This window comes from Streptomyces cucumeris (assembly GCF_024295805.1).
Classification (GTDB): domain Bacteria; phylum Actinomycetota; class Actinomycetes; order Streptomycetales; family Streptomycetaceae; genus Streptomyces; species Streptomyces cucumeris.
Genome location: NZ_JANCLX010000043.1, coordinates 1 through 26,283 on the forward strand (window position 1 = coordinate 1; position 26,283 = coordinate 26,283).

General features: G+C 70.8%; 24 protein-coding genes and 1 tRNA gene. 11 read left to right on the forward strand and 14 right to left on the reverse strand.

Going from position 1 to position 26,283, the window contains the following annotated elements; genetic code table 11:
• Both NMK44_RS37135 and NMK44_RS37140 read left to right on the forward strand, forming a co-directional pair.
• A partial coding sequence (locus NMK44_RS37135; protein ID WP_254751724.1) for a class E sortase occupies nucleotides 1-843 on the forward strand: 843 nt, incomplete at its 5' end.
• A gap of 41 nt (nucleotides 844-884) precedes the next feature.
• Nucleotides 885-1,622, forward strand: coding sequence for a class E sortase (locus NMK44_RS37140; protein ID WP_254751847.1), 738 nt, complete (start codon nucleotides 885-887; stop codon nucleotides 1,620-1,622).
• A 123-nt stretch (nucleotides 1,623-1,745) separates the two neighbouring features.
• Here NMK44_RS37140 and pknB read toward each other — a convergent pair whose 3' ends face one another.
• From pknB to NMK44_RS37170, 6 genes are all read right to left on the reverse strand, one after another.
• Complete coding sequence (gene pknB / locus NMK44_RS37145; RefSeq protein ID WP_254751726.1) at nucleotides 1,746-3,773, reverse strand: Stk1 family PASTA domain-containing Ser/Thr kinase; 2,028 nt, start codon at nucleotides 3,771-3,773, stop codon at nucleotides 1,746-1,748.
• Nucleotides 3,774-3,940: 167 nt separating this feature from the next.
• Nucleotides 3,941-5,407 carry a peptidoglycan D,D-transpeptidase FtsI family protein gene (locus tag NMK44_RS37150; RefSeq protein ID WP_254751728.1) on the reverse strand — a complete coding sequence of 489 codons (1,467 nt, stop codon included), beginning with the start codon at nucleotides 5,405-5,407 and terminating at the stop codon, nucleotides 3,941-3,943.
• The gene (locus NMK44_RS37155) at nucleotides 5,404-6,813 is read right to left on the reverse strand and encodes an FtsW/RodA/SpoVE family cell cycle protein (RefSeq protein ID WP_254751729.1); all 1,410 of its coding nucleotides are present in this window, start codon (nucleotides 6,811-6,813) and stop codon (nucleotides 5,404-5,406) included. The genes NMK44_RS37150 and NMK44_RS37155 overlap by 4 nt, the downstream gene beginning before the upstream one ends.
• A 22-nt stretch (nucleotides 6,814-6,835) precedes the next feature.
• Entirely contained in the window at nucleotides 6,836-8,434 is a 1,599-nt protein-coding gene (locus NMK44_RS37160) for a Stp1/IreP family PP2C-type Ser/Thr phosphatase (protein WP_254751849.1), read from the reverse strand.
• 75 nt (nucleotides 8,435-8,509) lie between these two features.
• Nucleotides 8,510-9,031, reverse strand: a complete 522-nt coding sequence (locus NMK44_RS37165; RefSeq protein ID WP_254751731.1) for an FHA domain-containing protein FhaB/FipA — start codon at nucleotides 9,029-9,031, stop codon at nucleotides 8,510-8,512.
• A 10-nt stretch (nucleotides 9,032-9,041) separates the two neighbouring features.
• Complete coding sequence (locus NMK44_RS37170) at nucleotides 9,042-9,890, reverse strand: FHA domain-containing protein (protein WP_254751733.1); 849 nt, start codon at nucleotides 9,888-9,890, stop codon at nucleotides 9,042-9,044.
• 322 nt (nucleotides 9,891-10,212) lie between these two features.
• On the opposite strand from NMK44_RS37170, the gene NMK44_RS37175 reads away from it, so the two are divergent.
• Nucleotides 10,213-10,299: transfer RNA gene (locus NMK44_RS37175), tRNA-Leu, on the forward strand.
• A 233-nt stretch (nucleotides 10,300-10,532) separates the two neighbouring features.
• Here the strand turns inward: NMK44_RS37175 and NMK44_RS37180 are convergent.
• A complete protein-coding gene (locus NMK44_RS37180) occupies nucleotides 10,533-11,186 on the reverse strand; it encodes an FMN-dependent NADH-azoreductase (RefSeq protein ID WP_254751735.1) in 654 nt (217 codons plus the stop codon).
• A gap of 113 nt (nucleotides 11,187-11,299) precedes the next feature.
• On the opposite strand from NMK44_RS37180, the gene NMK44_RS37185 reads away from it, so the two are divergent.
• The 4 genes from NMK44_RS37185 to NMK44_RS37200 all read left to right on the forward strand — a co-directional run bounded on the left by NMK44_RS37185 (nucleotide 11,300) and on the right by NMK44_RS37200 (nucleotide 14,860).
• On the forward strand, nucleotides 11,300-11,680 hold the full coding sequence (locus NMK44_RS37185) for a winged helix-turn-helix transcriptional regulator (RefSeq protein WP_254751737.1): 381 nt from the start codon (nucleotides 11,300-11,302) through the stop codon (nucleotides 11,678-11,680).
• A 320-nt stretch (nucleotides 11,681-12,000) separates the two neighbouring features.
• Nucleotides 12,001-13,536 (forward strand): DUF2252 domain-containing protein, encoded by a 1,536-nt coding sequence (locus NMK44_RS37190; RefSeq protein WP_254751738.1) that lies wholly within the window; start codon nucleotides 12,001-12,003, stop codon nucleotides 13,534-13,536.
• Between the two features lie 39 nt (nucleotides 13,537-13,575).
• On the forward strand, nucleotides 13,576-14,454 hold the full coding sequence (locus NMK44_RS37195; protein ID WP_254751740.1) for a hypothetical protein: 879 nt from the start codon (nucleotides 13,576-13,578) through the stop codon (nucleotides 14,452-14,454).
• Nucleotides 14,455-14,506: 52 nt separating this feature from the next.
• Nucleotides 14,507-14,860 (forward strand): rhodanese-like domain-containing protein, encoded by a 354-nt coding sequence (locus tag NMK44_RS37200; protein WP_254751742.1) that lies wholly within the window; start codon nucleotides 14,507-14,509, stop codon nucleotides 14,858-14,860.
• Nucleotides 14,861-15,194: 334 nt separating this feature from the next.
• Here NMK44_RS37200 and NMK44_RS37205 read toward each other — a convergent pair whose 3' ends face one another.
• The 6 genes from NMK44_RS37205 to paaA form a co-directional block, all read right to left on the reverse strand.
• Nucleotides 15,195-16,343 carry an acyl-CoA dehydrogenase family protein gene (locus NMK44_RS37205; RefSeq protein ID WP_254751744.1) on the reverse strand — a complete coding sequence of 383 codons (1,149 nt, stop codon included), beginning with the start codon at nucleotides 16,341-16,343 and terminating at the stop codon, nucleotides 15,195-15,197.
• A gap of 86 nt (nucleotides 16,344-16,429) precedes the next feature.
• Nucleotides 16,430-17,536, reverse strand: a complete 1,107-nt coding sequence (locus NMK44_RS37210; RefSeq protein WP_254751746.1) for a 2Fe-2S iron-sulfur cluster-binding protein — start codon at nucleotides 17,534-17,536, stop codon at nucleotides 16,430-16,432.
• Nucleotides 17,536-18,057: a 1,2-phenylacetyl-CoA epoxidase subunit PaaD gene (paaD, locus tag NMK44_RS37215; protein WP_254751748.1), complete on the reverse strand. Its 522-nt coding sequence runs from the start codon at nucleotides 18,055-18,057 to the stop codon at nucleotides 17,536-17,538. The genes NMK44_RS37210 and paaD overlap by 1 nt, the downstream gene beginning before the upstream one ends.
• Nucleotides 18,051-18,752: a 1,2-phenylacetyl-CoA epoxidase subunit PaaC gene (gene paaC, locus NMK44_RS37220; RefSeq protein WP_254751750.1), complete on the reverse strand. Its 702-nt coding sequence runs from the start codon at nucleotides 18,750-18,752 to the stop codon at nucleotides 18,051-18,053. The genes paaD and paaC overlap by 7 nt, the downstream gene beginning before the upstream one ends.
• Complete coding sequence (gene paaB, locus NMK44_RS37225; RefSeq protein WP_254751752.1) at nucleotides 18,749-19,045, reverse strand: 1,2-phenylacetyl-CoA epoxidase subunit PaaB; 297 nt, start codon at nucleotides 19,043-19,045, stop codon at nucleotides 18,749-18,751. Before paaB ends, paaC begins: the two co-directional genes overlap by 4 nt.
• Nucleotides 19,042-19,992, reverse strand: a complete 951-nt coding sequence (gene paaA / locus NMK44_RS37230; protein ID WP_254751754.1) for a 1,2-phenylacetyl-CoA epoxidase subunit PaaA — start codon at nucleotides 19,990-19,992, stop codon at nucleotides 19,042-19,044. Before paaA ends, paaB begins: the two co-directional genes overlap by 4 nt.
• A 222-nt stretch (nucleotides 19,993-20,214) precedes the next feature.
• Here paaA and NMK44_RS37235 point away from each other — a divergent pair, with 222 nt between their 5' ends.
• The 3 genes from NMK44_RS37235 to NMK44_RS37245 are packed head-to-tail and all read left to right on the forward strand — an operon-like array spanning nucleotide 20,215 to nucleotide 22,879.
• Complete coding sequence (locus tag NMK44_RS37235) at nucleotides 20,215-20,886, forward strand: DUF5819 family protein (RefSeq protein ID WP_254751756.1); 672 nt, start codon at nucleotides 20,215-20,217, stop codon at nucleotides 20,884-20,886.
• The gene (locus NMK44_RS37240; RefSeq protein WP_374215397.1) at nucleotides 20,883-22,211 is read left to right on the forward strand and encodes an HTTM domain-containing protein; all 1,329 of its coding nucleotides are present in this window, start codon (nucleotides 20,883-20,885) and stop codon (nucleotides 22,209-22,211) included. The genes NMK44_RS37235 and NMK44_RS37240 overlap by 4 nt, the downstream gene beginning before the upstream one ends.
• An 8-nt stretch (nucleotides 22,212-22,219) precedes the next feature.
• Nucleotides 22,220-22,879, forward strand: coding sequence for a TrmH family RNA methyltransferase (locus tag NMK44_RS37245; protein ID WP_254751853.1), 660 nt, complete (start codon nucleotides 22,220-22,222; stop codon nucleotides 22,877-22,879).
• 27 nt (nucleotides 22,880-22,906) lie between these two features.
• Here the strand turns inward: NMK44_RS37245 and paaN are convergent, their stop codons facing one another.
• The gene (paaN, locus tag NMK44_RS37250) at nucleotides 22,907-24,628 is read right to left on the reverse strand and encodes a phenylacetic acid degradation protein PaaN (RefSeq protein WP_254751758.1); all 1,722 of its coding nucleotides are present in this window, start codon (nucleotides 24,626-24,628) and stop codon (nucleotides 22,907-22,909) included.
• Between the two features lie 134 nt (nucleotides 24,629-24,762).
• Here paaN and NMK44_RS37255 point away from each other — a divergent pair, with 134 nt between their 5' ends.
• A complete protein-coding gene (locus NMK44_RS37255) occupies nucleotides 24,763-26,283 on the forward strand; it encodes a 3-hydroxyacyl-CoA dehydrogenase (RefSeq protein WP_254751760.1) in 1,521 nt (506 codons plus the stop codon).

Genomic DNA, 26,283 nt, shown 5'->3' on the forward strand with positions numbered 1-26,283 from the left:
GGCCGCGCCGCCCGCCGCAGGGCCGCCCAGGAGGCCGCCCGGCGCGGCGGCCGGCGGGCGGCCGCCCGTGGCGGCTCGGGCGGCCCGCGGACGGACGCCGGCCCGGCCCCCGGCGCCGCGCCCCGAACCCGTATGGAGGCCAAGCGTGCCGCGCGGGCCCGCAAGGACAGCCCCGGGGTCGTGATGAGCCGGGTCGCCGGTGAGCTGTTCATCACGCTCGGCGTGGTGATGCTGCTCTTCGTCACCTACCAGCTGTGGTGGACCAACATCCGGGCGCACCAGCAGGCCAACGGCGCCGCCAACAGCCTCCGCGCGAAGTGGGACGAGAACGGCGGCGACCGTGACCCGGGGACCTTCTCCCCCGGCGAGGGGTTCGCGATCATCTACATCCCCAAGCTGGACGTGAAGGCCCCGATCGCCGAGGGGATCGACAAGCACAAGGTCCTCGACCGCGGCATGGTCGGTCACTACGCCAAGGGCGGGCTGAAGACCGCGATGCCCTGGGACAAGAAGGGGAACTTCGCGCTCGCCGGGCACCGCAACACCCACGGTGAGCCGTTCCGCTACATCAACCATCTGAAGCGCGGGGACGAGATCATCATCGAGACCCAACGCCGGTACTACACCTACGAGATGGACGCCATCCTCCCGCAGACCGCCCCGTCCAACACGGGCGTCATCGGGCCGGTGCCGGCCGGTTCGGGCTTCACCAAGCCGGGCCGCTACATCACGCTGACCACCTGCACCCCGGAGTTCACCAGCACCTACCGGATGATCGTGTGGGGCAAGATGGTCGACGAGCGCCCGCGCAGCGATGGGAAGCCGGACGCGCTGGTCGAGTGAGCGCGTCCGAGCGGGAACAGCAAGAAAAGGGGTACGACGCGGTGGCACGGACCGACCACGACCAGTTGCGGGGCGAGACCGCCGATCCGCCCGCACCCGCCGCGCCCCGTACCACCCGCGCCCGGATAGCCGCGGCCATCGGCGTCCTGGGCGAGCTGCTGATCACCGCGGGGCTGATCCTGGCCCTCTTCGTCGTCTACTCGCTGTGGTGGACCAATGTGCTCGCCGACCGCGAGGCGAAGAAGCAGGGCGACCGGGTGCGGCGGCACTGGGCGCAGGGTCCGGGGAACCTCGACACCAAGGACGGCATCGGCTTCCTGCACGTGCCGTCCATGGACAACGGGGAGGTGCTGGTCAAGAAGGGCACCAGTACCAAGACCCTGAACGACGGTGTCGCGGGCTACTACACGGACCCGGTGCCCTCGGCCATGCCCTGGAACAAAAAGGGCAATTTCTCTCTCGCCGCCCACCGCGACGGCCACGGCGCCAAGTTCCACAACATCAACAAGGTCCACGAGGGCGACGCGGTCGTCTTCGAGACCCGCGACCGCTGGTACGTCTACCGGGTCTTCGCGACGCTCCCCGAGACCTCGAAGTTCAACGTGGACGTGCTGGACGCGGTCCCCAAGGAGTCGGGGACCAAGAAGCCGGGCCGCTACATCACGCTCTCGACCTGTACGCCGGTCTACACCTCGCGCCATCGCTACATCGTGTGGGGCGAACTGGAGCGCACCGAGAAGGTGGACGTGCGCCGCACGCCCCCCAAGGAACTGCGCTAGCCCCGCACCCGGCAGAGGCCCGGCAGACGCGAGGCCAGGACCACGGGGAAGCCCCCGGTGCCCTCTGGGAGGGCGCCGGGGGCTTCGTCGTCGCTGGGCTCCTCGGTGCCCCGGTGACGCCGTCTACTCGGTGGGTGCGACGCCGCTCGGGCCCCCGAAGATCGTGTCGTCCCCGCCGTCACCGCCTCCGATACCGCCGCCGTTGTTGCCCTGGCCGCCGGTGGTGACGAGGCTGATGGACTGGCCCTTGGGCACCGTGCTGCCCGCGCCCGGCTGACTGGCCACCACGGTGGCGTTGTCGTCCTGGGGACCGGCGATGGTGCCCACGTTCAGCCCGAGGTCCTTCAGCGCCTTCTTGGCGTCCTTCAGGGTCTGGCCGCCCAGGTTGGGCACCTGGACGTTCTCCGGCTGTGCGGGGGCCTTGGCCACGGTCAGGGTGATGACCGAATTGGGGACGACCTCTTGGCCACCGCCCGGATTCTGCTTGATCACCGTGCCGGCCTCGACGTCACCGTTCTCCTCCTCGGTGACCTGGACCTTGAGGCCCTTCTTCCCGAGCGCGGTCTTGGCGTCCTCGACCTTCTTGGTGGTCACGTCCGGGACGACGATCTTGGACTCGGCCGCGGCCACGGTCAGCGTGACCGTGCTGCCCTTGGCGGCCTTCGTACCGCCCTTGGGGTTCTGGTCGAGCACGGTCCCGGCCGGCTGCGGGGACTCCTTCTGCTCCTGCTCGACGGTGAAACCCTTGGCGTCGAGCTGCTGGGTCGCGGACGCGACCTGGGTGTTGACGACGCTGGGGACCTCGACCTTGGCCGCGGGCTTGGCGCCCTTGGACATGGTCAGCCGGATCGTGTCGAACCGCTTGATCTGGCCGTTCTCCGGGTCCTGCTCACAGACCGTGTTCTTGGGCGTGTCACAGAACTTCGAGCCGACCTTCTCGACCTTGAAGTCGCCGTTGGTCGCCTGTTTCTGGGCGGCCGCGAACGTCTTGTTCCGCAGGCTGGGCACGTCGACCATGTCGTCGTTCTGACCGCCGCCGAACAGCGACTTCCCGATGAAGATCGCCCCGACCAGGACCAGTATTCCGGCCAGCACCAGCAGGATCGTGGAGAGGTTGCTCTTCTTCTCCGGCGCTCCGCCACGGCCGCGGCCCCGGTCGGGCCGGTCGTCGTAGCCCATACCGCCGTCGTCGTCGCGCATCGGCGGAAGCATGGAGGTCTGCGCCCCGGGGTCCTGCGGGCGCAGCATCGTCGTGGGCTGGTCGTCGGCGCCGTAGCCGACTGCGCCGAGCGCCGCGGTGGCGGCGACCGGCTGGCCGTCCAGCGCGGCCTCGATGTCGGCGCGCATCTCGTCGGCCGACTGGTAGCGGTAGTCCGGGTCCTTGACCAGCGCCCGCAGGACGATGGCGTCCATCTCCGGGGTGATCTCGGGGTCGTAGGCGCTCGGCGGCTGCGGCTCTTCCCGTACGTGCTGGTAGGCCACGGCCACCGGGGAGTCGCCCACGAAGGGCGGCCGCACGGTCAGCAGCTCGTAGAGCAGACAGCCGGTGGAGTAGAGGTCACTGCGGGCGTCGACGGTCTCGCCCTTGGCCTGCTCGGGGGAGAGGTACTGGGCGGTGCCGATCACGGCGGCCGTCTGCGTCATGGTCATCCCGGCGTCGCCCATGGCGCGGGCGATACCGAAGTCCATCACCTTGACCTGGCCGGTGCGCGTCAGCATGACGTTCGCGGGCTTGATGTCGCGGTGGACGATGTTGTTCCGGTGCGAGTACTCCAGGGCCTGGAGGATGCCGGTGGTCATCTCCATGGAGCGCTCGGGGAGCAGCTTTCTGCCCGAGTGCAGCAGCTCACGCAGGGTGGAGCCGTCGACGTACTCCATCACGATGTACGGGATCGAGACACCGTCGACGTAGTCCTCGCCGGTGTCGTAGACCGCGACGATCGCGGGATGGTTGAGCGAGGCGGCCGACTGGGCCTCTCGGCGGAACCGGGCCTGGAAGGACGGATCGCGGGCGAGGTCCACCCGGAGTGTCTTCACAGCGACAGTGCGGCCGAGGCGGGTGTCATGGGCGAGGTAGACCTCCGCCATGCCACCGCGGCCGAGCACTGAGCCCAGCTCGTACCGGCCGCCGAGGCGACGCGGCTCTTCCATAGCTACTCCAGCCCTCTTCCGTCATTCCCGACCGCACCTGTGGGGGCCGGTCAAGTGCTGCTCGCGCATACCGTACCCGGCACGTCCGATGCGACCCGGCCACAGCCGCTACTTGATACCGGACCGGTACGGCGACGTGCGGGATTGGTATCAGGGCGTGACCGGCGTCACTTCTCGCTGGCCAGTACCGCCTTCATCACGTCCTTGGCGATCGGAGCGGCCAGCCTGCCACCCGCGATGTCGTCACGGACGGTGTCGGAACCCTCGATCACGACCGCGACCGCGACCGGGGAGCCGTCATCGGTCTTGGCGTAGGAGATGAACCACGCGTAGGGGTTCTTGCTGTTCGCGACACCGTGCTGGGCGGTACCGGTCTTGCCGCCGACCTCGACCCCGGGGATCTGGGCCGCGGTACCGGTGCCCTTGTCCACGACGGTCTTCATCATGTCCTGGAGCTTGCCGGCGTTCTCCGGGGAGACCGCCTGGCTCATCTCCTCCGGGTCGGTCCGCTCGATGGTGCTCAGGTTGGGCGCGCGCAGTGAGTCGACCATGTACGGCTTCATCAGCTTGCCGTCATTGGCGATCGCGGAGGCGACCATGGCCATCTGCAGCGGGGTGGCACGGGTGTCGTACTGGCCGATGGCGGACAGCGCGTTGGACGGCCGGTCCATGTCCTCGGGGTAGACGCTGGCGTTGGTGCGGACCGGCGTCAGGACCTCCTCGCCGAAGCCGAACTTCTCCGCCTGCTCCAGCATCTTCTCCTTGCGGAGGTCGTCACCCAGCTTGCCGAAGACCGTGTTGCAGGAGTACTGCAGGGCCTTCCGGAGCGTGGCGTTCTCGCAGGGGATGTTGCCCTCGTTGTCCAGGTTCCTGGTGGACAGCGGCAGCCGCCACGGCAGCGGGGAGTCGGTCGGCGCGTCGATGTTTGAGTACTTCCCGTTCTCCAGCGCCGCGGCCGCGGTGACGACCTTGAAGGTGGAGCCGGGCGGGTAGGTCTGCCGCAGCGCCCGGTTGAGCATCGGGTCGTCGGTGTTGTTCTTCGGCTGGAGATCGTTCCAGGCCTTCTCGTCCTTCTTGGAGCCGCCCGCGACGGTCGACGGGTCGTAGCTCGGGGTGCTGGCCAGGGCGAGGATCTTGCCGGTGCGGGGGTCGAGCGCGGCGACGGCGCCCTTCTTGTTGCCCAGCCCCTCGTACGCGGCCTTCTGGGCCTTGCCGTTCAGGGTGGTGATCACGTCGCCGCCCCGCTGCTCCTTGCCGGTGATCATGTCGATCGTCCGGTTGAAGAACAGGCGGTCGTCGTCGCCGGTGAGGATCTCGTCCTCGAGCTTCTCGATCTGGTTGGCGTCGAAGACCTGGGAGGCGTAGCCGGTGACCGGCGCCCACATCTTGCCGTTCTTGTATGTGCGCTTGTACTTGAAGTCGGTGCCGTCGGTCTCGACCGACCCGGTGATGGGCCGGCCGTCCACGATGATGTTGCCGCGCGGCTGGCTGTAACGGGCGATCAGCACCCGGCGGTTGTGTTTGTTCTCCTTGAGCTCGTCGGCCTGGACGTACTGGATCCAGTTGTCCCGGATCAGCAGGGCCAGGACCAGCAGTCCACAGAAGATCGCGATACGGCGCAGGGGCTTGTTCACGGGCGGACCACCTGAGTCATCTCGGCGTCTGTGGACGGAGCGGGAGTCGGGGCGGGACGGCGCGCGGTGTCGCTGATCTTGATGAGGATCGCGACCAGGGCCCAGTTGGCGAGGACCGAGGAACCGCCGTACGCGAGGAACGGCATGGTCATACCGGTCAGCGGGATGAGCCCCATGACACCGCCCGCCACCACGAAGATCTGGATGGCGAAGGCCGCGGACAGACCGATCGCGAGCAGCTTGCCGAACGGGTCGCGGGCGGCGAGGGCGGTCCGTACGCCCCGCTCCACGATCAGGCCGTACAGCAGCAGGAACGCCATGGTGCCCGCCAGGCCCAGCTCCTCGCCGACGGTGGCGAGGATGAAGTCCGAGTTGGCGGCGAAGCCGATCAGGTCCGAGTTGCCCTGGCCGAGACCGGTGCCGAAGACACCGCCGGAGCCGAAGGACATCAGGGCCTGGGCGATCTGGTCACTGGTGCCGTTCTTGAAGGCCGCGAACGGGTCGAGCCAGGCGTCCACACGCTGCTGGACGTGCGGCTCGAAGGTGGCCACGCTGACGGCTCCGACCGCGGACATCAGCAGACCGAAGACGATCCAGCTGGTGCGCTCGGTGGCCACGTACAGCATGACGACGAACATGCCGAAGAACAGCAGCGAGGTACCGAGGTCGGTCTCGAAGACGAGGATGAGGATGCTCATGCCCCAGACGACGAGGATCGGACCGAGGTCACGGCCGCGCGGCAGGTACAGCCCCATGAAGCGGCGGCTGGCCAGCGCCAGCGCGTCCCGTTTCACCATCAGATAGCCCGCGAAGAAGACCGCGATGACGATCTTGGCGAACTCGGCGGGCTGGATGGAGAAGCTGCCCACGGTGACCCAGATGCGGGCGCCGAACTTGGCCGGGAAGAACACCGGCATGACCAGCAGCACCAGCGCCGCCGCCATGGAGATGTAGGTGTAGCGCTGGAGGATCCGGTGGTCCTTGAGCAGGATCAGCACGCCCACGAAGAGGGCGACGCCCATCGCCGAGTACATCAGCTGCTTGGGGGCCGCGGCCGCGTAGACCTGGCCGATGCTCTCGGCCCGTGCGGCCAGCCGCTTGGACTGGTCCAGGCGCCAGATGAGCACCAGCCCCAGTCCGTTGAGCAGGGTGGCGATCGGCAGCAGCAGCGGGTCGGCGTACGGCGCGAACTTCCGCACCACGAGGTGGCCGACCCCGGCCAGCAGACCGAGCCCGATGCCGTAGCTGAGCATGCCCGAGGGCATCTCGTCGCTGAGCGCCAGACCCGCGTTGGCGTAGGCGAAGACCGGAATGATCACCGCGAAGACCAGCATGGCGAGCTCGGTGTTACGCCGGCTCGGCGGACCCACCGTGCTGATCGTGGTGGTGTTGGAGGTGCTGCTCATACGTGGACGGCCCCTTACGGCTTCACTGCTGGGTGCTGCTGCATTGCGGGACCAACTCCTTCTCCTCCTCCGACAGGCTGGGGCCGGGCTTCGGAGTAGGAGACTTCGACGGCTTGGAGGTGGCCTCTCCGGCCCGCGTCTGCACCTCGTTCTCGTTGCGGTCGTTCTGTGCCGCTCCGCCGCCCGCGGGGGATCTGTCGCCACTGGGTGTGGCCTTGTCGTCCCCGGAGCCATTGCGGTCGCGGTCCCGGTCCTCGCCGCCGGTGAGGTCCTTCTGCCGGTCCTCGGCCTTCTTCTGGGCGTCCGCCTTGCGGCAGGCCCCGGCGAGGGTGGCGAGGTCCTTGGTCTTGTCCCGGGCCTGGCCGAGGTCGTTCACCGCGATGGTGTCCTCCACCCGGCCGCGCTGGTCGGTCGGGAGGTACTTGAGTTCGATCTCGCGGTGGTCCTCATGGACCTTGTTGAGCTTGATCCAGGCGAGGTCCTGGCTGATGCCCTGGTAGATCGCGACGTGGTCGCCGTTGGCGCCCACGTAGTACTGGGTCTGGGTCCAGCGGTAGCCGCCGTAGAGCCCGCCGCCGATCACGGCGAGGCCCAGCGCGATGTACAGCGAGCGCTTGAACCACGTCTTGCGGCCGCTCTTCTTGGTCAGGTCGCCGTCGGCGTAGGCGCCGTAGCTGCCTTCCGGCGCGGCACCGACGTCCGGTCCGCTCCCGGGCGGGCCGAACCCGCCCTGGGGGTCGCCCTGCTGGGGAACGGAACGGCTGGACCGCCCGAGCTCCGCGGCGCGGCCGGCGGGGGTGGACGCGGCGCCGCCGTCGCCCAGGGGAGTCTGGTTCTCGGCGACCGCGCCCACGATGACCGGGGTGTCGTTGAGCTGCCCGGTCATGGTGTCGCCGCCGTCCACGTCCAGGACGTCGGCGACGATGCAGGTGATGTTGTCGGGGCCGCCACCGCGCAGGGCGAGCTGGATCAGCTCCTGCACGGTCTCGTGCGGACCCTGGTAGCTGGCGAGGGTGTCCTCGAGCGTCTGGTGACTGACCACTCCGGACAGACCGTCGGAGCACAGCAGATAGCGGTCCCCGGCCCGGACCTCACGGATGGACAGATCGGGCTCGACGTGGTCGCCGCTGCCCAGGGCGCGCATCAGCAGGGAGCGCTGCGGGTGGGTGCCCGCCTCCTCCTCGGTGATCCGGCCCTCGTCCACCAGGCGCTGCACCCAGGTGTGGTCCTGGGTGATCTGGGTCAGCGCCCCGTCGCGCAACAGATAGGCGCGCGAGTCGCCGACGTGGACCAGGCCGAGCCGCTGGCCGGTCCACAGCAGGGAGGTGAGCGTGGTGCCCATGCCCTCGAGCTGGGGGTCCTCCTCGACCATCTCGCGCAGTTGGTCGTTGGCCCGCTGCACGGCGCTGCCCAGGGAGGTCAGGATGTCCGAGCCCGGGATGTCGTCGTCGAGCTGGACCAGGGCGGAGATCACCTCGGAGCTGGCGACCTCACCGGCGGCCTGGCCGCCCATGCCGTCGGCGATGGCGAGCAGCCGGGGCCCGGCGTAACCGGAGTCCTCGTTGCCCTCCCGGATCATGCCTTTGTGCGATCCGGCCGCGAAACGCAGTGACAGACTCATGCGCACCTCGCCCGTCGGCTCCGGGTACAGCCCCTTGCCAACCACGCTGCCCACCCTCCGGTCGTCATGGTCCTACTACTTCCGCAGCTCGATGACGGTCTTGCCGATGCGGATCGGCGCGCCGAGCGGAATCGGTGTCGGTGTGGTGAGTCGGGTCCGGTCGAGATAGGTGCCGTTGGTGGACCCGAGGTCCTCGACGATCCACTGGCCGTCACGGTCCGGGTAGATCCTGGCATGCCTGCTGGAGGCGTAGTCGTCGTCCAGCACGATTGTTGAATCGTGCGCACGGCCGAGGGTGATGGTCTGCCCCTGGAGGGCGACCGTGGTGCCGGTCAGCGTGCCCTCGGAGACCACCAGCTTGGTCGGGGCACCGCGGCGGCCGCGGCCTCCCGACTGCTGGCGCTGCTGGGGCGGTGCCGCCTGCTGCCGCTGCTGCGGTTGCTGCGGCCGGTCGGGAGCGCCGCGCCGCGCGGAACCGCGCTGGGTCACGCGGGTCCCGAACAGGTCGCTACGGATGACCTGAACGGCCACGATGACGAACAGCCACAGTACGGCGAGGAAACCCAACCGCATGACCGTGAGGGTCAGCTCTGACATTGCCCCCGCTTCACCCTTCGGCTTGCCGGTAAACGATGGTGGTACTGCCCACGACGATCCGCGAGCCGTCGCGGAGCGTAGCGCGGGTGGTGTGCTGTCCGTCCACCACGATGCCGTTCGTCGACCCGAGGTCCTGGACGGTCGGCGGGGTACCGACCCGGATCTCGCAGTGTCGTCGGGAGACACCGGGGTCGTCGATCCGCACATCGGCGTCGGTGCTGCGGCCCAGCACCAGGGTGGGCCGGGAGATCTGGTGACGGGTGCCGTTGATCTCGATCCAGCGCCGCGTCTGGCCCTGGGACTGCGTACCGACGCCGGCTCCGGTGCCGCCGGTGCGGGGCACCGGACGGGCGCCGGGAGGCGCGGCGGGCATGGGCGGCGCACCCGTGGGCTGGGCGGGGTAGCCCTGGCCCCCGGGACGCTGGTGCGGGGCACCGGCACCGCCACGGGCCGGAGCGGCGGCCGCCTGCGGGCTCTGGGACTCGCTGGAGGCCAGTGTCCGGCTGCGCACCCGGTACAGGCCGGTGTCGAGGTCCTCCGCCTTCTGCAGATGGACCTTGATCCCGCCCATGAAGGTGTAGCGCTGCTGCTTGGCGTAGTCGCGCACCATGCCGGACAGCTCGTCGCCGAGCTGTCCGGAGTACGGGCTGAGGCGGTCGTAGTCGGGCGCGCTCAGCTCGACGATGAAGTCATTGGGGACGACGGTCCGGTCGCGGTTCCAGATGGTGGCGTTGTTGTCGCATTCGCGCTGGAGCGCGCCCGCGATCTCCACCGGCTGGACCTCGGACTTGAACACCTTGGCGAAGGTGCCGTTCACGAGTCCCTCGAGTCGCTGCTCGAAGCGCTTCATTACTCCCACGGGGCACCTCCTTCCTCAGTCGTGCTCAGTGTCGTCCTGGTACTGCTTACTGATCGTATCCACGCGTCGGGAAATCGGGTGGTTCCCCTTCCTGGCCCTGTGGAGCAGTGTCACCTCTCACAGGATCGTAGAGGTGCCCTCACGACAGTGTCCCGCAACCGCGACGCTCTCAGAGCGGGCGGGTGCGGGACCATGGGAAACGGGTGTGATTCCACCCTGTGCAGCGTGCTAGTGTTCTGGATGTCGGAAGGCGCGCCGCCCGAACCGAGGAAGTCCGAAAGGGCCACCGGGGAGCGGAGGAGCATCGTACGGCAGCACCCATGCGCGGGTGGCGGAATAGGCAGACGCGCTGGATTCAGGTTCCAGTGCCCGAAAGGGCGTGGGGGTTCAACTCCCCCCTCGCGCACCAGTCGGAACGGGCCTCTCCGGAGTGACGAAAGTCGCTCGGGGAGGCCCGTTTCGCGTTGTGGCAGGACGACAGGGCGAGCGGGACAGCAGGACGGCAGGACAGGACCAAGGGCCTCCCCGGACGGGAGGCCCTTGGTCGTTCCGGTGCCGCGTTCCGGCCTCGTGTACCGGTGGCCTCCGGCGGCTTCGGCGGTCCGGATCGGGCTTGATCGGATCGGGCGGGGCCGGATCCGGTCAGGCCGCGAAGCGGGAGGCGAGGGACTTGGCCTTGGTGGCCGCGTCCTCGTGGGCCTTCGCCTTGGAGGCGTCCGCCAGGTCGATCAGGTCGGCCATCGCCGGATTGGTACGGGCCAACGTGAGCTCCGGCACAACGAACTCGACGTCGAGGCCGAGCGCACCGTTCAGCGCCTTGTCCAGGTAGGTCGTGACGAACTCGAAGCTCTCGCGCGGGGTGCCCGGCCCGTAGCCGCCGCCACGGCTGGCGACGACGACCGCCGGGGTGCCGGAGGTGGTGGTCTGCTCCGCACCCGCGGTGCGTCCCATGATGATCACGTGGTCCAGCCACGCCTTGAGCGTGGAGGGGATCGTGAAGTTGTACATGGGGGCGCCGATCAGGACCGCGTCGGCCCGCTCCAGCTCACCGGCCAGGGTCTCGCGCAGTGCGAAGGCGTCGTGCTGCTCGGGGGTGCGGTCGTCCGCGGGTACGAATCCGGCGTGGGCGGCGGCCCCGTCGAGGTGGGGCAGCGGCTCGGTGGCCAGATCGCGGTAGATGACCGTGCCGTTCGGATGCTGCGCCTCCCACTCTTTGCGGAAGGTGGCGGTGACGGCGCGGGAGGAGGAGGCGTCGCCGGGCCAGACGGACGAGTCGATGTGCAGAAGCGTGGGCATGGGGGTGCCTCCGTGTGACGGGGCGGCGGGGCCGCTCATTTCTACGTAACTACTGATAGCACAGTAGCTTACTTTTCTGCAGTCCCAAACGAGAGGCCAGTAGTCTGTATTCCATGGCGGACGGCGGTGGGTGCGAACAGCGCGACGAGCAGCAGTGCAAGCAGGTCGATTCCTCGATGACCCGTGTCTTCGAGCTGTTCGGCAAGCGATGGACGGGGCTGATCGTCGCTGTCCTGACCGATCGGCCGGCCTACTTCGCCGATCTGCGCAGGGCGATCCCCGGGATCAGCGAGCGGATGCTGTCGGACCGGCTCACCGAGCTGTCCGGGGCGGGGCTGGTGGTGCGGGAAGTCGACGCGGGACCGCCGCTGCGGGTGTCGTACCGGCTGACGGAAGCGGGGCGGGCGCTGGAGCCCGCGCTGAAGGAGCTGTCGCGCTGGGCGGAGGACCATCTGCCCGAGGGCGGTGGCTGCCCGGAGCAGTTCCGCCGCTGACGCGGTGCGGGGGTGCGGGCGGGCGGATGTTGTCCGTGGCTTGTCTTCCGCGCGCACTCCTTGTCTTTTGTGTGCAGTGTTCTGTGTGCGCAGTGAGCACTGCACAGTGCTCACTGCGACTGAGCGGCTGACCGTCTGCGCGACTGAGCGGGGCCCGGGGGTCGAAAGGGTTATCCACAGGCTCTGACGGGTCGGGGCGACTGGCGGTACGGTCTGGGCAGTCGAGGTGGTCCGGGCGTCGTCGGAGCCGGTCGGGCGCCCGGCTCGGTGCGGATGCCGCTGTCGCGTGGCCGGTGGCGGGCGAGGGGAACGGGGGCGCCATGACGGGCGAAGAGGGCCTCGGGCCCAGTGGAAGCGGTGGAAGCGGCGGACCCGGCGGGGGTCCGACCGGCACTGAGGACGGCCGGAGCGCGGCCCGTGGCGCCGCTCGGGAGGGCGGAGCGGTCCGCCGGCTTCCGGCGGTGCCGGGCTTCGCCGCCTGGCGCGGGGACGGGCCGTCGCCCAAGCACGAGGGCAAGGCGCTGCGGAAGCGGGTGCCGCGGTCGGCGCATGCCGAGGCGCCGCCCGTCATCGACCGGCCGGACGCCGCGACGGCTGTCGAGTGGTCCAACGCCGGACGGCTGCCGGAGCTCACCCCGATACGGGTGGGGCGGATGGCCGCCACCCCCTTCTCCTTCCTGCGCGGTTCGGCCGGGTTGATGGCGCACGACCTGGCGGGCACCCCGGTGACCGGCATAGGCGCGCAGCTGTGCGGGGACGCCCATGCCGCGAACTTCGGGCTGTACGGGGACGCCCGTGGCGGCCTGATCATCGATCTCAACGACTTCGACGAGACCGTGCACGGTCCGTGGGAGTGGGATGTGAAGCGGCTCGCCGCCTCGCTGGTGCTGGCGGGGCGCGAGGCCGGGGCCGACGAGGACGTCTGCCGGGCCGCGGCGTATGACGCGGTGGGGGCCTATCGCCGTACGGTGCGGCTGCTGGCCAAGCTGCCTGCGGCCGACGCGTGGCACGCGATCGCCGATGAGGAGCTGGTCTCCCACACCGATGCCAGGGACCTGGCGGGGACGCTGGAGCGGGTGGCCGAGAAAGCCCGGCGGAACACCAGCGCGCGGTTCGCCGCACGGGCCACGGAGGCCGTGCCCGAGGAGGAGGACCCGTCCGGCAGGCCCGGGGCCCGTCGCTTCGTGGACGCGCCCCCGGTGCTGCGGCGGGTGCCGGACGACGAGGCCGCGGCGGTGGCATCGGCGCTCGGCGACTACCTGGCGACGCTGTCCGAGGACCGGCTGCCGCTGCTCGCCCGGTACGAGGTGCACGATGTGGCGTTCCGCGTCGTCGGCACGGGCAGTGTGGGCACGCGCTCCTATGTGGTGCTGCTGCTCGACCACCGGGGCGAGCCGCTGGTGCTGCAGGTGAAGGAGGCCCGTCCGTCGGTGCTGCTGCCGTATGTGAGGGCGGCCGGGTTCGCGGTGCCCGAGGCCGGGCACGAGGGGCGGCGGGTGGTCCTCGGCCAGAAGCGGATGCAGGTGGTGAGCGACATCCTGCTGGGCTGGACCACGGTCCGGGGGCGGCCGTACCAGGTGCGGCAGTTCCGGAACCGCAAGGGGAGCGTGGACCCGGCGGCGCTCGCCGCCGACCAGGTGGACGACTACGGGCGGATGACCGGGGCGCTGCTGGCGAGGGCGCACGCCCACAGCGCTGATCCGAGGCTGCTGGCCGGTTACTGCGGCAAGGGGGAGGAGCTGGACGAGGCGGTGGCGGCCTTCGCGGTGGCGTACGCCGACCGCACCGAGGCCGACCATGCGGCGCTGGTCGAGGCGGTGCGCTCCGGGCGGGTGGCGGCCGAGCTGGGGGTGTGAGGTTCGGGCGGGACCGGGGGCCGGACGTAGGCTGAGCGGGTGACGAACCCGGAAGCGCAGCAGCAGGCACAGCAATCGGTGTCCGAGGCCGAGCCCCAGGCGGAATCGCAGGACCGGCCCGAGGAGGCCCGGTCGGCCGAGGAGGCGCAGGCCACCGAGCGCCTTGAACGGGCGGTGCGGGCGGCCGAACAGGCGCTGATCGAGTTCGAGATCGCGGTGGAGACCTTCCGGGTGGAGGTGGAGAACTTCTCCCGGCTGCATCACCAGCGCCTCGGGCCGATGTACTCGCGCCTCGACGAACTGGACGCGCTGATCGCGGAGGCGGTCGCACAGCGCACCGGTGACCCCGAGGACCAGCGCAGGGCGCGGGAGGCGCGGGGGCTGGTGCAGCCGATGCCGGGCGTGGAGGAGCTGTTCCATGGCTGGATCGACTCCGACGGCCTCTCGCCGGAGGCGGCCGCGATGCTGACCGAGAAGCCGGTGCAGCCGCCGCCGCGGGTGCGGCCGAGCGAGGAAGCCCGGCGGATCTACCGGGACCTGGCCCGTAAGGCCCATCCGGACCTGGCCGAGGAGGAGGCCGAGCGGGAGCGCCGCGGGGCGTTCATCGTGCGGGTCAACGCCGCCTACGCGGCCGGGGACGTGGAGACGCTGCGTGCGCTGGCCGAGGAGTGGGAGGCCGGACCTCCGCCGCCGGAGCGCCGGGCCGGCCGCAGCGAGGAGCTGTACGCCCGGCTGGAGTGGCTGGCCGAGCGCAAGGAGATGCTGGCGGCCGTCGCCGCCGAGCTGGAGTCCAGCGCGATCGGCGCGATGATCAAGATGGCGCCGGAGGATCCGGACGGACTGCTGGACGAGATCGCCGAGCAGCTTCTGGCCCAGGTCTCCGAGAAGGAGGCCCGGCTGGCGGAGCTGGCCCGGTAGTAGGTTGTGCGGCGGCTGACGAGGCCGCGACGTTGTGTGAGAGGTGTGAGTGATGCATTTTGCCCAGCTTCCCCAGGTGGAGGCCGCGGCCGTACCCGCCGACGGCTTTCTGCTGGACGTCCGGGAGGACGACGAATGGGCGGCCGGGCACGTCGACGGTGCGCTGCACATTCCCATGGGCCAGCTGGTCGCCCGCTTCGGTGAGCTGACCGAGTCGGTGGGAGACGGGCGGCGGGTGCATGTGATGTGCCGGGTCGGCGGCCGTTCCGCGCAGGTGACGCAGTATCTGGTGGCGCAGGGTCTGGACGCGGTGAACGTGGACGGCGGCATGCTCGCCTGGCACGCGGTGGGCCGTCCCATGGTCTCCGGCCAGGACGGCACCCCTGACGGCGCGTTCGTGCTCTAGGCCCTGTCCTGCCGGTCTTCGCGGGCCCGCGACGCCTGGCACCGTGCCTCGCCGTGTTGTCGGGATCATCCGAGTACGCCCGCTACCCGAGGACAAGGACGACCCTCCGCCTTGCGATCCGCCCCCGGCTACCGCTGGGAGGTGCCCCCTGCACCAGACACCGCAGCCGGATACGCGAAGACCGGCAGGACAGGACCTGGGCGTTCGCGCTTCCGCGCTCTCCCGGAGGCGGCGCGCGGTGAGCCGTCCGTTCCCGGGTGTCCGGTGCGGCGGGGTCCCGCCGGGCGCCGGGCCCGGCCCGCGGGGGCCGGGCGGGGCGCCCTCGTACCTGGTGTCAGGCGACGGTGTGGGTGGCCAGCAGCGTGCCGAGGGCTTCCTCGTGCGCGGCCGCCGGGCCGAGTGACAGCTCGAGCTGCTTGGCCCAGGCGTGATAGCGGTGCAGCGGATAGTCGGTGACCGCGCCGAAGCCGCCGTGCAGATGCTGTGCGGTCTGCACCACACGCCGTACGCCCTCGGCCGCCCATATCTTGGCGACGGCCACGTCCCCGGCGACCGGAAGGGCGCCCCCGGCGGTCGACCGCTCCTCCTCCGTGCCCAGCCGCCAGGCGGCCTGCCAGAGCGTGGCTTCCATGGCCCGCAGATCGATGTAGCGGTCGGCGGACTGGACGGCGACCGCCTGGAACGTGGCCAGCGGATGGCCGAACTGCTCACGTCCGCTGACATAGGTACTGGTCAGCTCCAGCACCGCGGTGCCAAGGCCCAGTGCGAGGGCACAGGTGCCGGTGGTGAGGATCTCCCGCAGCCACTCCCAGGCACCGTCCGCGGTCAGCACCTCGGCGGCGGACAGCCGTACCCCGTCGAGACGGATCTCGGCCTGCCGCTCACCGCTGGTGGACACCTGCTCGTCCAGGGCGACGCCGTCCCGGTGCCGGGGGACCAGGGCGAGGACCGTGCGGCCCGCGCCGGTGTGGGCGGGGGTCAGCACCCGGTCCGCCCCATATGCCCAGGGGACACCGGTCTGGACGCCGTCCAGCACCCAGCCGTCGCCGTCCTGATGGGCCCGCACGGCGAGTTCGGCCGGGTCATGGCCGGTCCGCCCGTTCGGCGCGACGGTGAGCACCAGCTCCCCGCGCACCACCTGGGGCAGGACCTCCGCGCCGAGCTCCGCTCCGCCGTACCTCTGCACCGCCAGGGCCGCCGCGGCGGACTCCAGCAGCGGTACCCGGGCCAGCACCCGGGCCGATTCCCGCAGCACCAGGCACAGGGCGATGAGGTCAAGACCCGAACCGCCGTGGTGCGGGTCGAGCGTCAGGCCGAGGAGATCGCCCTCGGCGAGCCGCTTCCACAGCCCACGGTCGAAGTCCTCCGCCACGGCCCCGCGGATCAGTGCGGGGCTGGGCACGCCGTCCGGTTCGACGGAAGTGAAGACGGCTTTCGCCGCCTCGACGGCCGCCTGCTGCTCCTCGGTGAAGGTGAAGTCCACTGTTCGTCCTCCCGCGCCGCGGCTCTGTCCGACGGCCGGTCAAGATAGAACAGGTTCTACAAGAAGGGAACGGTCACCACCGTGCTTCAGCGGTCGAAGTCCAACTCCACCCGCTCACCGACCGGATGGGACTGACAGGCCAGCACATAGCCCGCCTCCACCTCGTCCGGCTCCAGCGCGAAGTTCCGGTCCATCCGCACCTCGCCGGAGACCAGGAACGCCCGACAGGTGCCGCACACCCCGCCCTTGCAGGCGTAGGGGGCGTCGGCGCGGTTGCGCAGCACGGTCTCCAGCAGCGCCTCCCCGTCCTGCACCGGCCAGGTGCCGGAGCGGCCGTCCAGGGTGGCCGTCACCGAACTCCGCGACGCGGTGCCGGCCGGGCGCGGGGCGCCGGAGCCGGTCTCATCGGCGGTGTCGACGTGGAAGATCTCCTGATGGACCCGGCCACGGGCCACCCCGAGACCGCGCAGCGCCCGCTCGGCGGCGCTCACCAGCCCGTAAGGACCGCAGAGGAACCAGCCGTCCACCGAGTCCACCGGCAGCAGCGAGGGCAGCAGCGCGGTGAGCCGCTCCTCGTCCAGCCGCCCGGAGACCAGCCCGCTCTGCTGCTCCTCCCGGGAGAGGGCGCACACCAGCTGGAACCGGTCCGGCCAGCGGTCCTTGAGGTCGGCGACCTCCTCCAGGAACATCGTGGACGCGGCGGTGCGGTCGCTGCGGATCAGACAGAACCGGGCCTCGGGCTGCCGCTCCAGCAGGGTGGCGGCGATGGAGAGCACCGGGGTGATCCCGCTGCCGCCGACGACCGCCGCGAAATGCCCCGGCCGGGGCGCGAGCACGAACCGGCCCGCGGGCGCCATGACCTCCATGACCTCACCGACGGCCAACTCCTTGAGGGCGTAGGTGGAGAACTCGCCCCCCTCCACCAGCCGGACGCCCACCCGCAGCAGCTCCGGTCCCGCGCCGCCGCCGGCCGGGGTGCAGATCGAGTACGTCCGCCGTATCTCGGCGCCGTCGACGAACCGCCGCACCGCGATGTGCTGTCCGGGGACGAAGCGGAAGGTCTCCCGCAGCGCGGGCGGCACCCGCAGGGTGACGGCCACCGAGTCCTCGGTGAGCCGCTCGACCGCCGCCACCCGCAGCGGGTGGAACGCGCCATGGTGTGTGGTGGCCTCCACCACCGCTTCCGCGGCCATCACAACTCCTTGAAGTGATCGAAGGGTTCACGGCACGCCTCACAGCGGCGCAGCGCCTTGCACGCGGTGGAGGAGAAGCGGCTGAGCAGCTTGGTCTCGGTGGAGCCGCAGTGCGGACAGCGCACCCCCAGCTCGACGGCGACCGGGCCGCCCGACTCGGCACGGCTGGACGAGGGCGGCGCTATCCCGGCCTCGGCCAGCTTCCGCCGGCCCTCGGCGCTGATGGCGTCCGTGGACCAGGGCGGGGAGAGGACCGTAACGACGGCCACCTCGGGGATGCCGCGGTCATGCAGCACCCGCTCGATATCGGCGCTCATCGACTCCAGCGCCGGGCAGCCGGTGTAGGTGGGGGTCAGCTCGACCTCGACCCGGCCCGGACCCAGCACCCGCAGCCCCCGGACCACTCCCAGCTCGGCCAGGGAGATCATCGGCAGCTCGGGATCCGGCACGGATCCCGCCAGCCGCCACAGCTCCTCCTCGAGCGCGGTGGTGCCGGAGGCAGGGGCCGCCGGGGTCACCATGTCGCCCCCGGGTGGCTGCGGTGCAGATGCTGCATCTCCGCCAGCATCCGGCCGAACGATTCGGTGTGGACGCCCTGCCGCCCGGCGCCCGCCGCCCACGCACCCCGCCGCGGTCCCTCGGGAACCTCCAGGGTGGCGCGCTTCAGGACCGAGGTGAGACGGTCCAGCCAGTCGGCGTGCAGGGTGTCCCACTCCACCTCGCACCCCTCCACCGGCTCGAAGAGCTCACCGGTGAACCGCCACAGGGCCTCCAGCGCCGTCCGCATCCGCTCATGGCTGTCCGCGGTGCCGTCGCCGAGCCGCAGCGTCCAGTGCTCGGCGTGGTCACGGTGGTAGGCGACCTCCTTGACCGCCTTGGCCGCGAGCGGGGCGAAGGGGCCGCCGCCCCGGGCCAGCCGCTCGTAGAGCAGCTCCTGATAGGTGGAGAAGCAGAGCTGACGCGCGATGGTGTGGGCGAAGTCCCCATTGGGCTGCTCGACGAGCTGCACATTGCGGAACGCCCGTTCCTCGCGCAGATAGGCGAGCTCGTCCTCGTCACCGGCCAGCGAGAGCAGCACCCGGGCCTGGCCGAGCAGATCGAGGGCGATATTGGCGAGCGCCACCTCCTCCTCCAGCACGGGGGCGTGGCCCGCCCACTCCCCCAGCCGGTGGGAGAGCACCAGTGCGTCATCGCCGAGGGCGAGGGCCGCGGTCACAGGTGCTGCACCCCTTCCGGGATCTCGTAGAAGGTGGGGTGGCGATAGGGCTTGTCGGCGGACGGCTCGAAGAACGGGTCCTTCTCGTCCGGCGACGACGCGGTGACCGCGGTGGAGGGCACCACCCAGATCGACACCCCTTCCGAGCGGCGGGTGTACAGATCGCGGGCGTTGCGCAGGGCCATCTCGGCGTCCGGCGCGTGCAGACTTCCGGCGTGGGTGTGGGAGAGCCCGCGCCTGCTGCGGACGAACACCTCCCACAGCGGCCATGCACCGCTCCGGTCACCACTCATGCCTGTTCCTCCCCGTGCTTGGCCGCGTACGCGGCGGCTGCCTCGCGCACCCAGGCGCCTTCCTCATGGGCCCGGCGCCGCTGGGAGATCCGCTGGGTGTTGCACGGGCCGTTGCCCCGCAGCACCTCGTGGAACTCGCTCCAGTCGATGGCTCCGAAGTCGTGGTGGCCCCGCTCCTCGTTCCACCGGAGATCGGGGTCGGGGAGGGTCAGACCGAGGGACTCGGCCTGCGGGACGCAGATGTCGACGAAGCGCTGACGCAGCTCGTCATTGGAGTGCCGCTTGATCTTCCAGGCCATCGACTGGGCGGAGTGCGCCGAGGCGTCGTCCGGCGGGCCGAACATCATCAGCGACGGCCACCACCAGCGGTCCACCGCGTCCTGCGCCATGGCGTGCTGGGCCTCGGTGCCCTGGCTGAGGGCGAGCAGCAGCTCATACCCCTGGCGCTGGTGGAAGGACTCCTCCTTGCAGATCCTGACCATCGCCCGGGCGTAGGGGCCGTAGGAGCAGCGGCACAGCGGGACCTGGTTGGTGATCGCGGCGCCGTCCACCAGCCAGCCGATCGCGCCCATGTCGGCCCAGGTCAGCGTGGGGTAGTTGAAGATCGACGAGTACTTCTGCCGACCGCTGTGCAGCTTGTCGAGCAGCTCGTCCCGGCTGGTGCCCAGGGTCTCCGCCGCGCTGTAGAGATACAGGCCGTGGCCCGCCTCGTCCTGCACCTTGGCCATCAGGATCGCCTTGCGCCGCAGCGAGGGGGCGCGGGTGATCCAGTTCGCCTCCGGCTGCATGCCGATGATCTCGGAATGGGCGTGCTGTGCCATCTGCCGGACCAGTGACGCCCGGTAGTCATCGGGCATCCAGTCACGCGGCTCGATGCGCTCGTCAGCGGCCAGAGCGGCGTCGAACACCGCCTCGTACGCCCCGGCGTCCGCCGCCATCGTCGTCATGCGAAGCCCCTTCGCCATCCGTCCCCGCGACCGGCCAGCCGACCGACCGATCGTTCGGTTCAATGGTGTGCCGGGGGAACGTAGGGTGTCAAGCCTGTGGATAACGTCGAGGGCGCTGTGCCGACGGTTCCACATGGGTACCGTTCCGGGGGCGTGAGGGACCGCGGATGGCGCGGCCGGCCATGCGGGCGGGAGCCCCGGACACCATCGGAGCGGGCGGGTATGGCGGAGCCGGAGACGGATGACGAGACGGCGCGGCGGCTCGCGTCGCTCTCCCTGCCCGCCCAGCTGATCATCGCGGTGGCCACCGCGATCGCGGCCGTGGCGGCCGCCATCCACCTCGGGATGGCGTTCCTGAACGTCGCACCGTCCAACACGCTCACCAAGCAGCACGGCGAGGCCATCGACGACTACGTCTATCCGGAGTTCGAGCGGAACTGGAAGCTGTTCGCCCCCAATCCGCTCCAGCAGAACATCGCCGTCCAGGCCCGTGCGGAGATCCGCACGGCCGACGGCGGGACCGCGACCACCGGGTGGAGAAACCTCTCAGCGGAGGACGGCGCGGCCATCCGGCACAATCTGCTGCCCAGCCACACCCAGCAGAACGAGCTGCGGCGGGCATGGGAGTTCTACGTCTCCTCGCACGATGAGCAGGACCGGTCGGTCGGGGAACGCGGTCCGCTCTTCGAGCAGTACATCCGCCGGATCGTGATGCTCCGCTTCGGCCGCGAGGAAGGCGGTGGCACCGTGGAGCGGATCCAGGTGCGGTCCGCGACCACGGCCTTGCCCGCGCCGCCGTGGAGCGACGAGAAGATCGGCACCAAGACGGTCTACCGCCTCCTGCCGTGGTGGCCGGTGACCGGCGACGACCTTCCGGAGGCGAAGAGCCGGTGACCGCGCCCGCGACCCCCTCGAACGCATCCGAGCCGGAGCCGGAGTCCGGCGCCGCGCCCCCGCCCGCCTCCGAGCGGCCGTCCACCGGGCCCGGCGGGCGCGCACGGCTCGGCGACCGGCTGCACTCCGCCGTGGCGCGCGGTCACGCCCGCGTCAGCGGTTCGGCGCTCGGCCCGTACCAGACCGCGATCGTCCGGATCGGCTTCTCCTTCACCTGGCTGCTCTTCCTGTTGCGGGAATGGCCCCACCGCCGCGAGCTGTACGGGCCCGACTCCCCGATGAGCTGGGACATGGCCAACCGGCTGCTGGACACCAACCGCGCCTTCAGCGCGCTGATATGGACCGACAGCACCCTCTGGTTCGAGATCGTCTACACCCTGGGCATCGTGTCGAGCGTGCTCCTGCTGCTCGGCTGGCGCACCCGCACCATGTCCGTGCTCTTCATGCTCGGTGTGCTGTCGCTCCAGAACCGCAGCGTCTTCATCGGCGACGGCGGCGACAACCTCATCCATCTGATGGCGACCTATCTGGCACTGACCCGGTGCGGACAGGTGTGGTCGCTGGATGCCCGCCGGGCCGCGCGGCGCAAGGAACCCTCCCGCGATACGACGGGCATCGTGCTCTGGGCCGTGCTGGGCCTGGTGCTTCTCTGGGCGCAGCTGTTCACCGACGCCCGGCTCGCACTGACGGCGGACGGGCCGCTGCCCGGGATCGGCTGGGGCACGGTCCTGTGGGGGCTGTGGATCGTGCAGGCCGGCTGGTGGCTGGTGGGGCGCTACGCGCCGGGGGAGCCGCGCACCGTCCTGGACGTGCTCGCCAACCTCGCGCACAACGGGACCCTGCTGGTGATCATGGGTGAGGTGTGTCTGCTCTACGCCACGGCCGGCTGGTACAAGATCCAGGGCTCGCGCTGGCAGGACGGCACCGCCCTGTACTACCCGCTGCACCTGGATTACTTCGCGCCCTGGCCCGGTCTCGCCGATCTCATGGCGTCCAACGGCACGCTGGTGATGGTGCTGACCTACGGCACGGTGATCATGCAGGTCGCCTTCCCCTTCACCCTGCTCAACCGGCGGGCCAAGAATGTGATGCTCGTCCTGCTGATGCTGGAGCACCTCGGCATAGCGATCATGCTGGGGCTGCCCTTCTTCTCGCTCGCCGCGCTCGCCGCCGACGCGGTGTTCCTGCCCACGGCCTTCCTGCTGTGGACCGGTGCCCGTGCGACCGGGGTCCGGAGCCGGGTGGTGGCGCGGGTACGGCGGCTGCGCGGGCCACGGGCTCCGGAGCGCGACGAGGAGCCCCGGGCCCGTACGCTCATCGGGTGAGCAGCGACATGCACCCCGGCGGCAGCAGCGCCCAGGAACCGGTCCAGTACGACGAGGGCTTCACGCCCGAGGTCGGCGTCGGCCCGCATCCCCGCCCCTGGCCGACCAGCGACCGCTACGACCCGGAGCTGCTCGAACACGGTGACCGCCGCAATGTCGCCGACCCCTACCGCTACTGGACCCGTGAGGCGATCGTCGCCGACCTCGACACCCGCCGCCATGACTTCCATGTGGCCATCGAGAACTGGAGCCACGACTTCAACATCGGGAGCGTGGTGCGCACGGCCAACGCGTTCCTGGCGAAGGAGATCCACATCGTGGGGCGGCGGCGCTGGAACCGGCGCGGGGCCATGGTCACCGACCGCTATCAGCATGTCCGGCACCATCCGGACACCGCCGAGCTCACCGCCTGGGCCGCTGCCGAGGGGCTGCCGGTGATCGGGATCGACAACCTCCCGGGCGCGGTGCCGCTGGAGACCACCGAACTGCCGCGCCGCTGTGTGCTGCTCTTCGGCCAGGAGGGGCCGGGGCTGACGGAGGAGGCCCGCCGTCACGCGGCCATGGTGTGCTCGATCGCGCAGTTCGGCTCCACCCGCTCGATCAACGCGGGCGCGGCGGCGGCCATCGCGATGCACAGCTGGGTGCGGGTCCACGCGGCGGCCGGCTGAGCCGCCGCCGCGCGGACCCGGTGGGCGCTACGCCTGGCGCCGCACCTCGATCATCCGGAAGCGGCTCGCCACGAAGGCGCCGTCGCACAGGGCGGCGTTGGCCGACGGATTGCCGCCGGAACCGTGGAAGTCGGAGAAGGCCGCGGTCTGGTTCACATAGACCCCGCCGGTCAGGTTGAGCGAGAGCTGCGCGCACTCCTCCAGACACGCCTCCTCGACCAGCCGCTCCACCTCGGGCGAGGTGGTGTACGCGCCGACGGTCATCGCGCCCTTGTCCCGGGTGGTGCGCCGCAGCAGGGCGACCGCGTCCGCCGCGGAGTCCACCGCGACGGCGAACGAGACCGGTCCGAAGCACTCGTCCAGATACGGCGCGTCCGCGTCCGCCGCCTCCCAGAACTTCCGCGCCCCGTCCGCCTTCACCATCAGCGGCGTACGGACCGTGGCGTCCGGGAACTCGGGGTGGGTCACCGAGCGTGAGGCCAGCGCGACCCCGCCGAGCCCCGGCGCGGCCTCCAGCCGCTCCTGGACCCGGGGGCCGACGATCGCGCCCAGCAGCGCGCTCGCCCGAGCGTCATCGCCGAGCAGCCCCTCGACCGCGGCGCCGAGATCGGCCACCACCTCGTCGTACGACTTGGGCCCGGCCTCGGTGGTGATCCCGTCCCGGGGGATCAGCAGGTTCTGCGGGGTGGTGCACATCTGGCCGCTGTAGAGGGACAGCGAGAACGCCAGGTTGGCCAGCATGCCCTGGTAGTCATCGGTGGAGTCGATGATGACCGTGTTGACCCCGGCCTTCTCGGTGAAGACCTGGGCCTGGCGGGCATGGGTCTCCAGCCAGTCGCCGAAGGCGGTGGAGCCCGTGTAGTCGATCACGCGGATCTCGGGGCGCACCGCGAGGACCTTGGCGATGCCCTCGTCCGGCCGCTCGGCGGCCAGCGTCACCAGATTGGGGTCGAAGCCCGCCTCGCGCAGCACCTCGCGCGCGGCCTGGACGGTCAGCGCCAGCGGCAGCACGGCCTGCGGATGCGGCTTGACCAGCACCGGGTTTCCGGTGGCCAGCGAGGCGAAGAGCCCCGGGTAGCCATTCCAGGTGGGGAAGGTGTTGCAGCCGATCAGCAGCGCGATACCGCGCGGAACGGCGGTGAACGTCTTGTCCAGCCGCAGCGGGTCCCGCTTGCCCTGGGGCTTGGACCACTCGGCCGACTGCGGGGTGCGGGTCTGCTCGGCGAAGGCATAGGCCACCGCCTCCAGCCCGCGGTCCTGGGCGTGGGGGCCGCCCGCCTGGAACGCCATCATGTACGCCTGGCCACTGGTGTGCATCACGGCCTGGGCGAACTCATGGGAGCGGGCGCTGATCCGGGCCAGGATCTCCAGGCAGACCAGGGCGCGCGTCTCGGGTCCTGCGTCCCGCCAGGCGGGCATCCCCGCCTTCATCGCGGGGAGGAGGACATCGATATCCGGGTGCGGATACTCCATGCCCATCTCCGCGCCGTACGGCGAGACCTCGGAGCCCGTCCAGCCGTCGGTGCCCGGCTGGTCCAGGTCGAAGCGGGTGCCGCGCAGCGCCTCGAACGCGGCGAGGCCCTCAGGGATGCCCAGGCTCGGGCGGCCCGTCTTGCCCTCCGGTCCGTAGGCCTTGGGGTGCTCGGGGTGCGGGGACCAGTACGCGCGGGTACGGATCGCCTCCAGTGCCTGGTCGAGGGTGGGGCGGTGCATCTCGGTCAACTGCGCGGTGGTGAGTCCGGTGGTCACGACTGACCAACTCCTCGGCGGGCTGGGATTGAGCTGGGCTGGGATGGTCGACAGAGTTAGATTAACCGAACGATCGGTCGGGACAAGAGGGCCTGGCGAACCTGTGGATAACTTCGTCCGAGAGGATCAGCGGCATGACTGCGATCGACCGGGGACCGGCGCACACCAGCACCGTCGCCGTCATCGGCACCGGCACCATGGGCCAGGGGATCGCCCAGGTGGCACTGGTCGCCGGACATCCCGTACGGCTCTACGACGCCGCGCCCGGCCGGGCGGACCACGCCGTCGGGGCCATCGCCGCCCGGCTCGGCCGGCTGGTGGACAAGGGCCGTCTCACCGCGGCCGACCGTGACGCGGCCCTCGGCCGCCTCGCGCCGGTCGCCGCCATCGAGGAGCTGGCCGGCGCGGAGCTCGCCATCGAGGCGATCCTCGAGGAACTGGGCGCCAAGCAGGAGCTGTTCACCGCGCTGGAGTCGGTCGTCCCCGACCACTGTCTGCTGGCGACCAACACCTCCTCGCTCTCCGTCACGGCCGTCGCGGGCGCCCTGCGGCTGCCGGACCGCTTCATCGGGCTGCACTTCTTCAACCCCGCCCCGCTGCTGCCGCTGGTCGAGGTCGTCCGCGGCGCCGCCACGGACCAGGCCGCCGCCGACCGTGCGTACGCGACCGTCGCCGCCTGGGGCAAGACGCCCGTACGCTGCGCCGACACCCCCGGCTTCATCGTCAACCGGCTCGCCCGCCCCTTCTACGCCGAAGCCTTCCGCGTCCACGAGGAGCGCGCCGCCGACCCCGCCACCATCGACGCCGTGCTGCGCGAGTCCGGCGGCTTCCGGATGGGCCCCTTCGAGCTGACCGACCTGATCGGCCAGGACGTCAACGAGGCCGTCACCCGCTCCGTCTGGGAATCCTTCTTCCACGATCCGAAATTCACCCCCTCCCTCGCCCAGCGGCAGCTCGTCGACGCCGGGAGGCACGGGCGCAAGTCCGGCCACGGCTGGTTCGACCACGCGGAAGACGCCCCGCGTCCCGCCCCGCACACCGCGGAACCCTGCGAAGCCCCCGACAAGGTGGTCCTGCACGGGGACCTGGGGCCCGCGGCCGCGCTCGTCGGGCTCATCGAGGAAGCCGGGATCACCGTCGTCCGTGAGCCCCGGTCCGCGGCGGGACATCTGGTCCTCCCCGACGGCACCCCGCTGTCGCTGACCGACGGCTCGCCGGCCACCGCCGACCGCGCCGCCCGTATCCACTTCGACCTCGCTCTGGACTACCGCAGCGCCTCGCGGATCGCCCTCGCGCCGTCCGGGGCCGCCTCCCCGGAGTCCGTACGGACCGCCATCGGGCTGTTCCAGGCGCTCGGCAAGCAGGTCAGCGTGGTCCGGGACGTCCCAGGGATGATCGTGGCCCGCACCGTCGCGATGCTCGTCGACTTCGCCCTGGACGCCGTCGCGCGGGAGGTGGCGAGCCCCCAGGACGTCGACACCGCCATGCGGTCCGGGGTCAACTACCCGCGCGGACCGCTGGAGTGGGGCGAGGAACTCGGCGCCCGCTGGGTGCGCGACACCCTGCGCCGCCTCCATGACTCCTACCCCACCGGCCGCTACGCGCCTTCCCAGGCGCTGATCCGGCGTGCCGCCCTCCAGGAAGAGCTGCTCTAA

Excerpts from the sequence above, each read along its gene's own strand:
- pknB (WP_254751726.1), bottom strand. The coding sequence starts at position 3,773 with ATGGAAGAGCCGCGTCGCCTCGGCGGCCGGTACGAGCTGGGCTCAGTG.
- NMK44_RS37155 (WP_254751729.1), bottom strand. The coding sequence starts at position 6,813 with ATGAGCAGCACCTCCAACACCACCACGATCAGCACGGTGGGTCCGCCG.
- NMK44_RS37160 (WP_254751849.1), bottom strand. The coding sequence starts at position 8,434 with ATGAGTCTGTCACTGCGTTTCGCGGCCGGATCGCACAAAGGCATGATC.
- NMK44_RS37165 (WP_254751731.1), bottom strand. The coding sequence starts at position 9,031 with ATGTCAGAGCTGACCCTCACGGTCATGCGGTTGGGTTTCCTCGCCGTA.
- NMK44_RS37180 (WP_254751735.1), bottom strand. The coding sequence starts at position 11,186 with ATGCCCACGCTTCTGCACATCGACTCGTCCGTCTGGCCCGGCGACGCC.
- NMK44_RS37185 (WP_254751737.1), top strand. The coding sequence starts at position 11,300 with ATGGCGGACGGCGGTGGGTGCGAACAGCGCGACGAGCAGCAGTGCAAG.
- NMK44_RS37190 (WP_254751738.1), top strand. The coding sequence starts at position 12,001 with ATGACGGGCGAAGAGGGCCTCGGGCCCAGTGGAAGCGGTGGAAGCGGC.
- NMK44_RS37200 (WP_254751742.1), top strand. The coding sequence starts at position 14,507 with ATGCATTTTGCCCAGCTTCCCCAGGTGGAGGCCGCGGCCGTACCCGCC.
- NMK44_RS37210 (WP_254751746.1), bottom strand. The coding sequence starts at position 17,536 with ATGGCCGCGGAAGCGGTGGTGGAGGCCACCACACACCATGGCGCGTTC.
- paaD (WP_254751748.1), bottom strand. The coding sequence starts at position 18,057 with ATGGTGACCCCGGCGGCCCCTGCCTCCGGCACCACCGCGCTCGAGGAG.
- paaB (WP_254751752.1), bottom strand. The coding sequence starts at position 19,045 with ATGAGTGGTGACCGGAGCGGTGCATGGCCGCTGTGGGAGGTGTTCGTC.
- paaA (WP_254751754.1), bottom strand. The coding sequence starts at position 19,992 with ATGACGACGATGGCGGCGGACGCCGGGGCGTACGAGGCGGTGTTCGAC.
- NMK44_RS37235 (WP_254751756.1), top strand. The coding sequence starts at position 20,215 with ATGGCGGAGCCGGAGACGGATGACGAGACGGCGCGGCGGCTCGCGTCG.
- NMK44_RS37245 (WP_254751853.1), top strand. The coding sequence starts at position 22,220 with ATGCACCCCGGCGGCAGCAGCGCCCAGGAACCGGTCCAGTACGACGAG.
- NMK44_RS37255 (WP_254751760.1), top strand. The coding sequence starts at position 24,763 with ATGACTGCGATCGACCGGGGACCGGCGCACACCAGCACCGTCGCCGTC.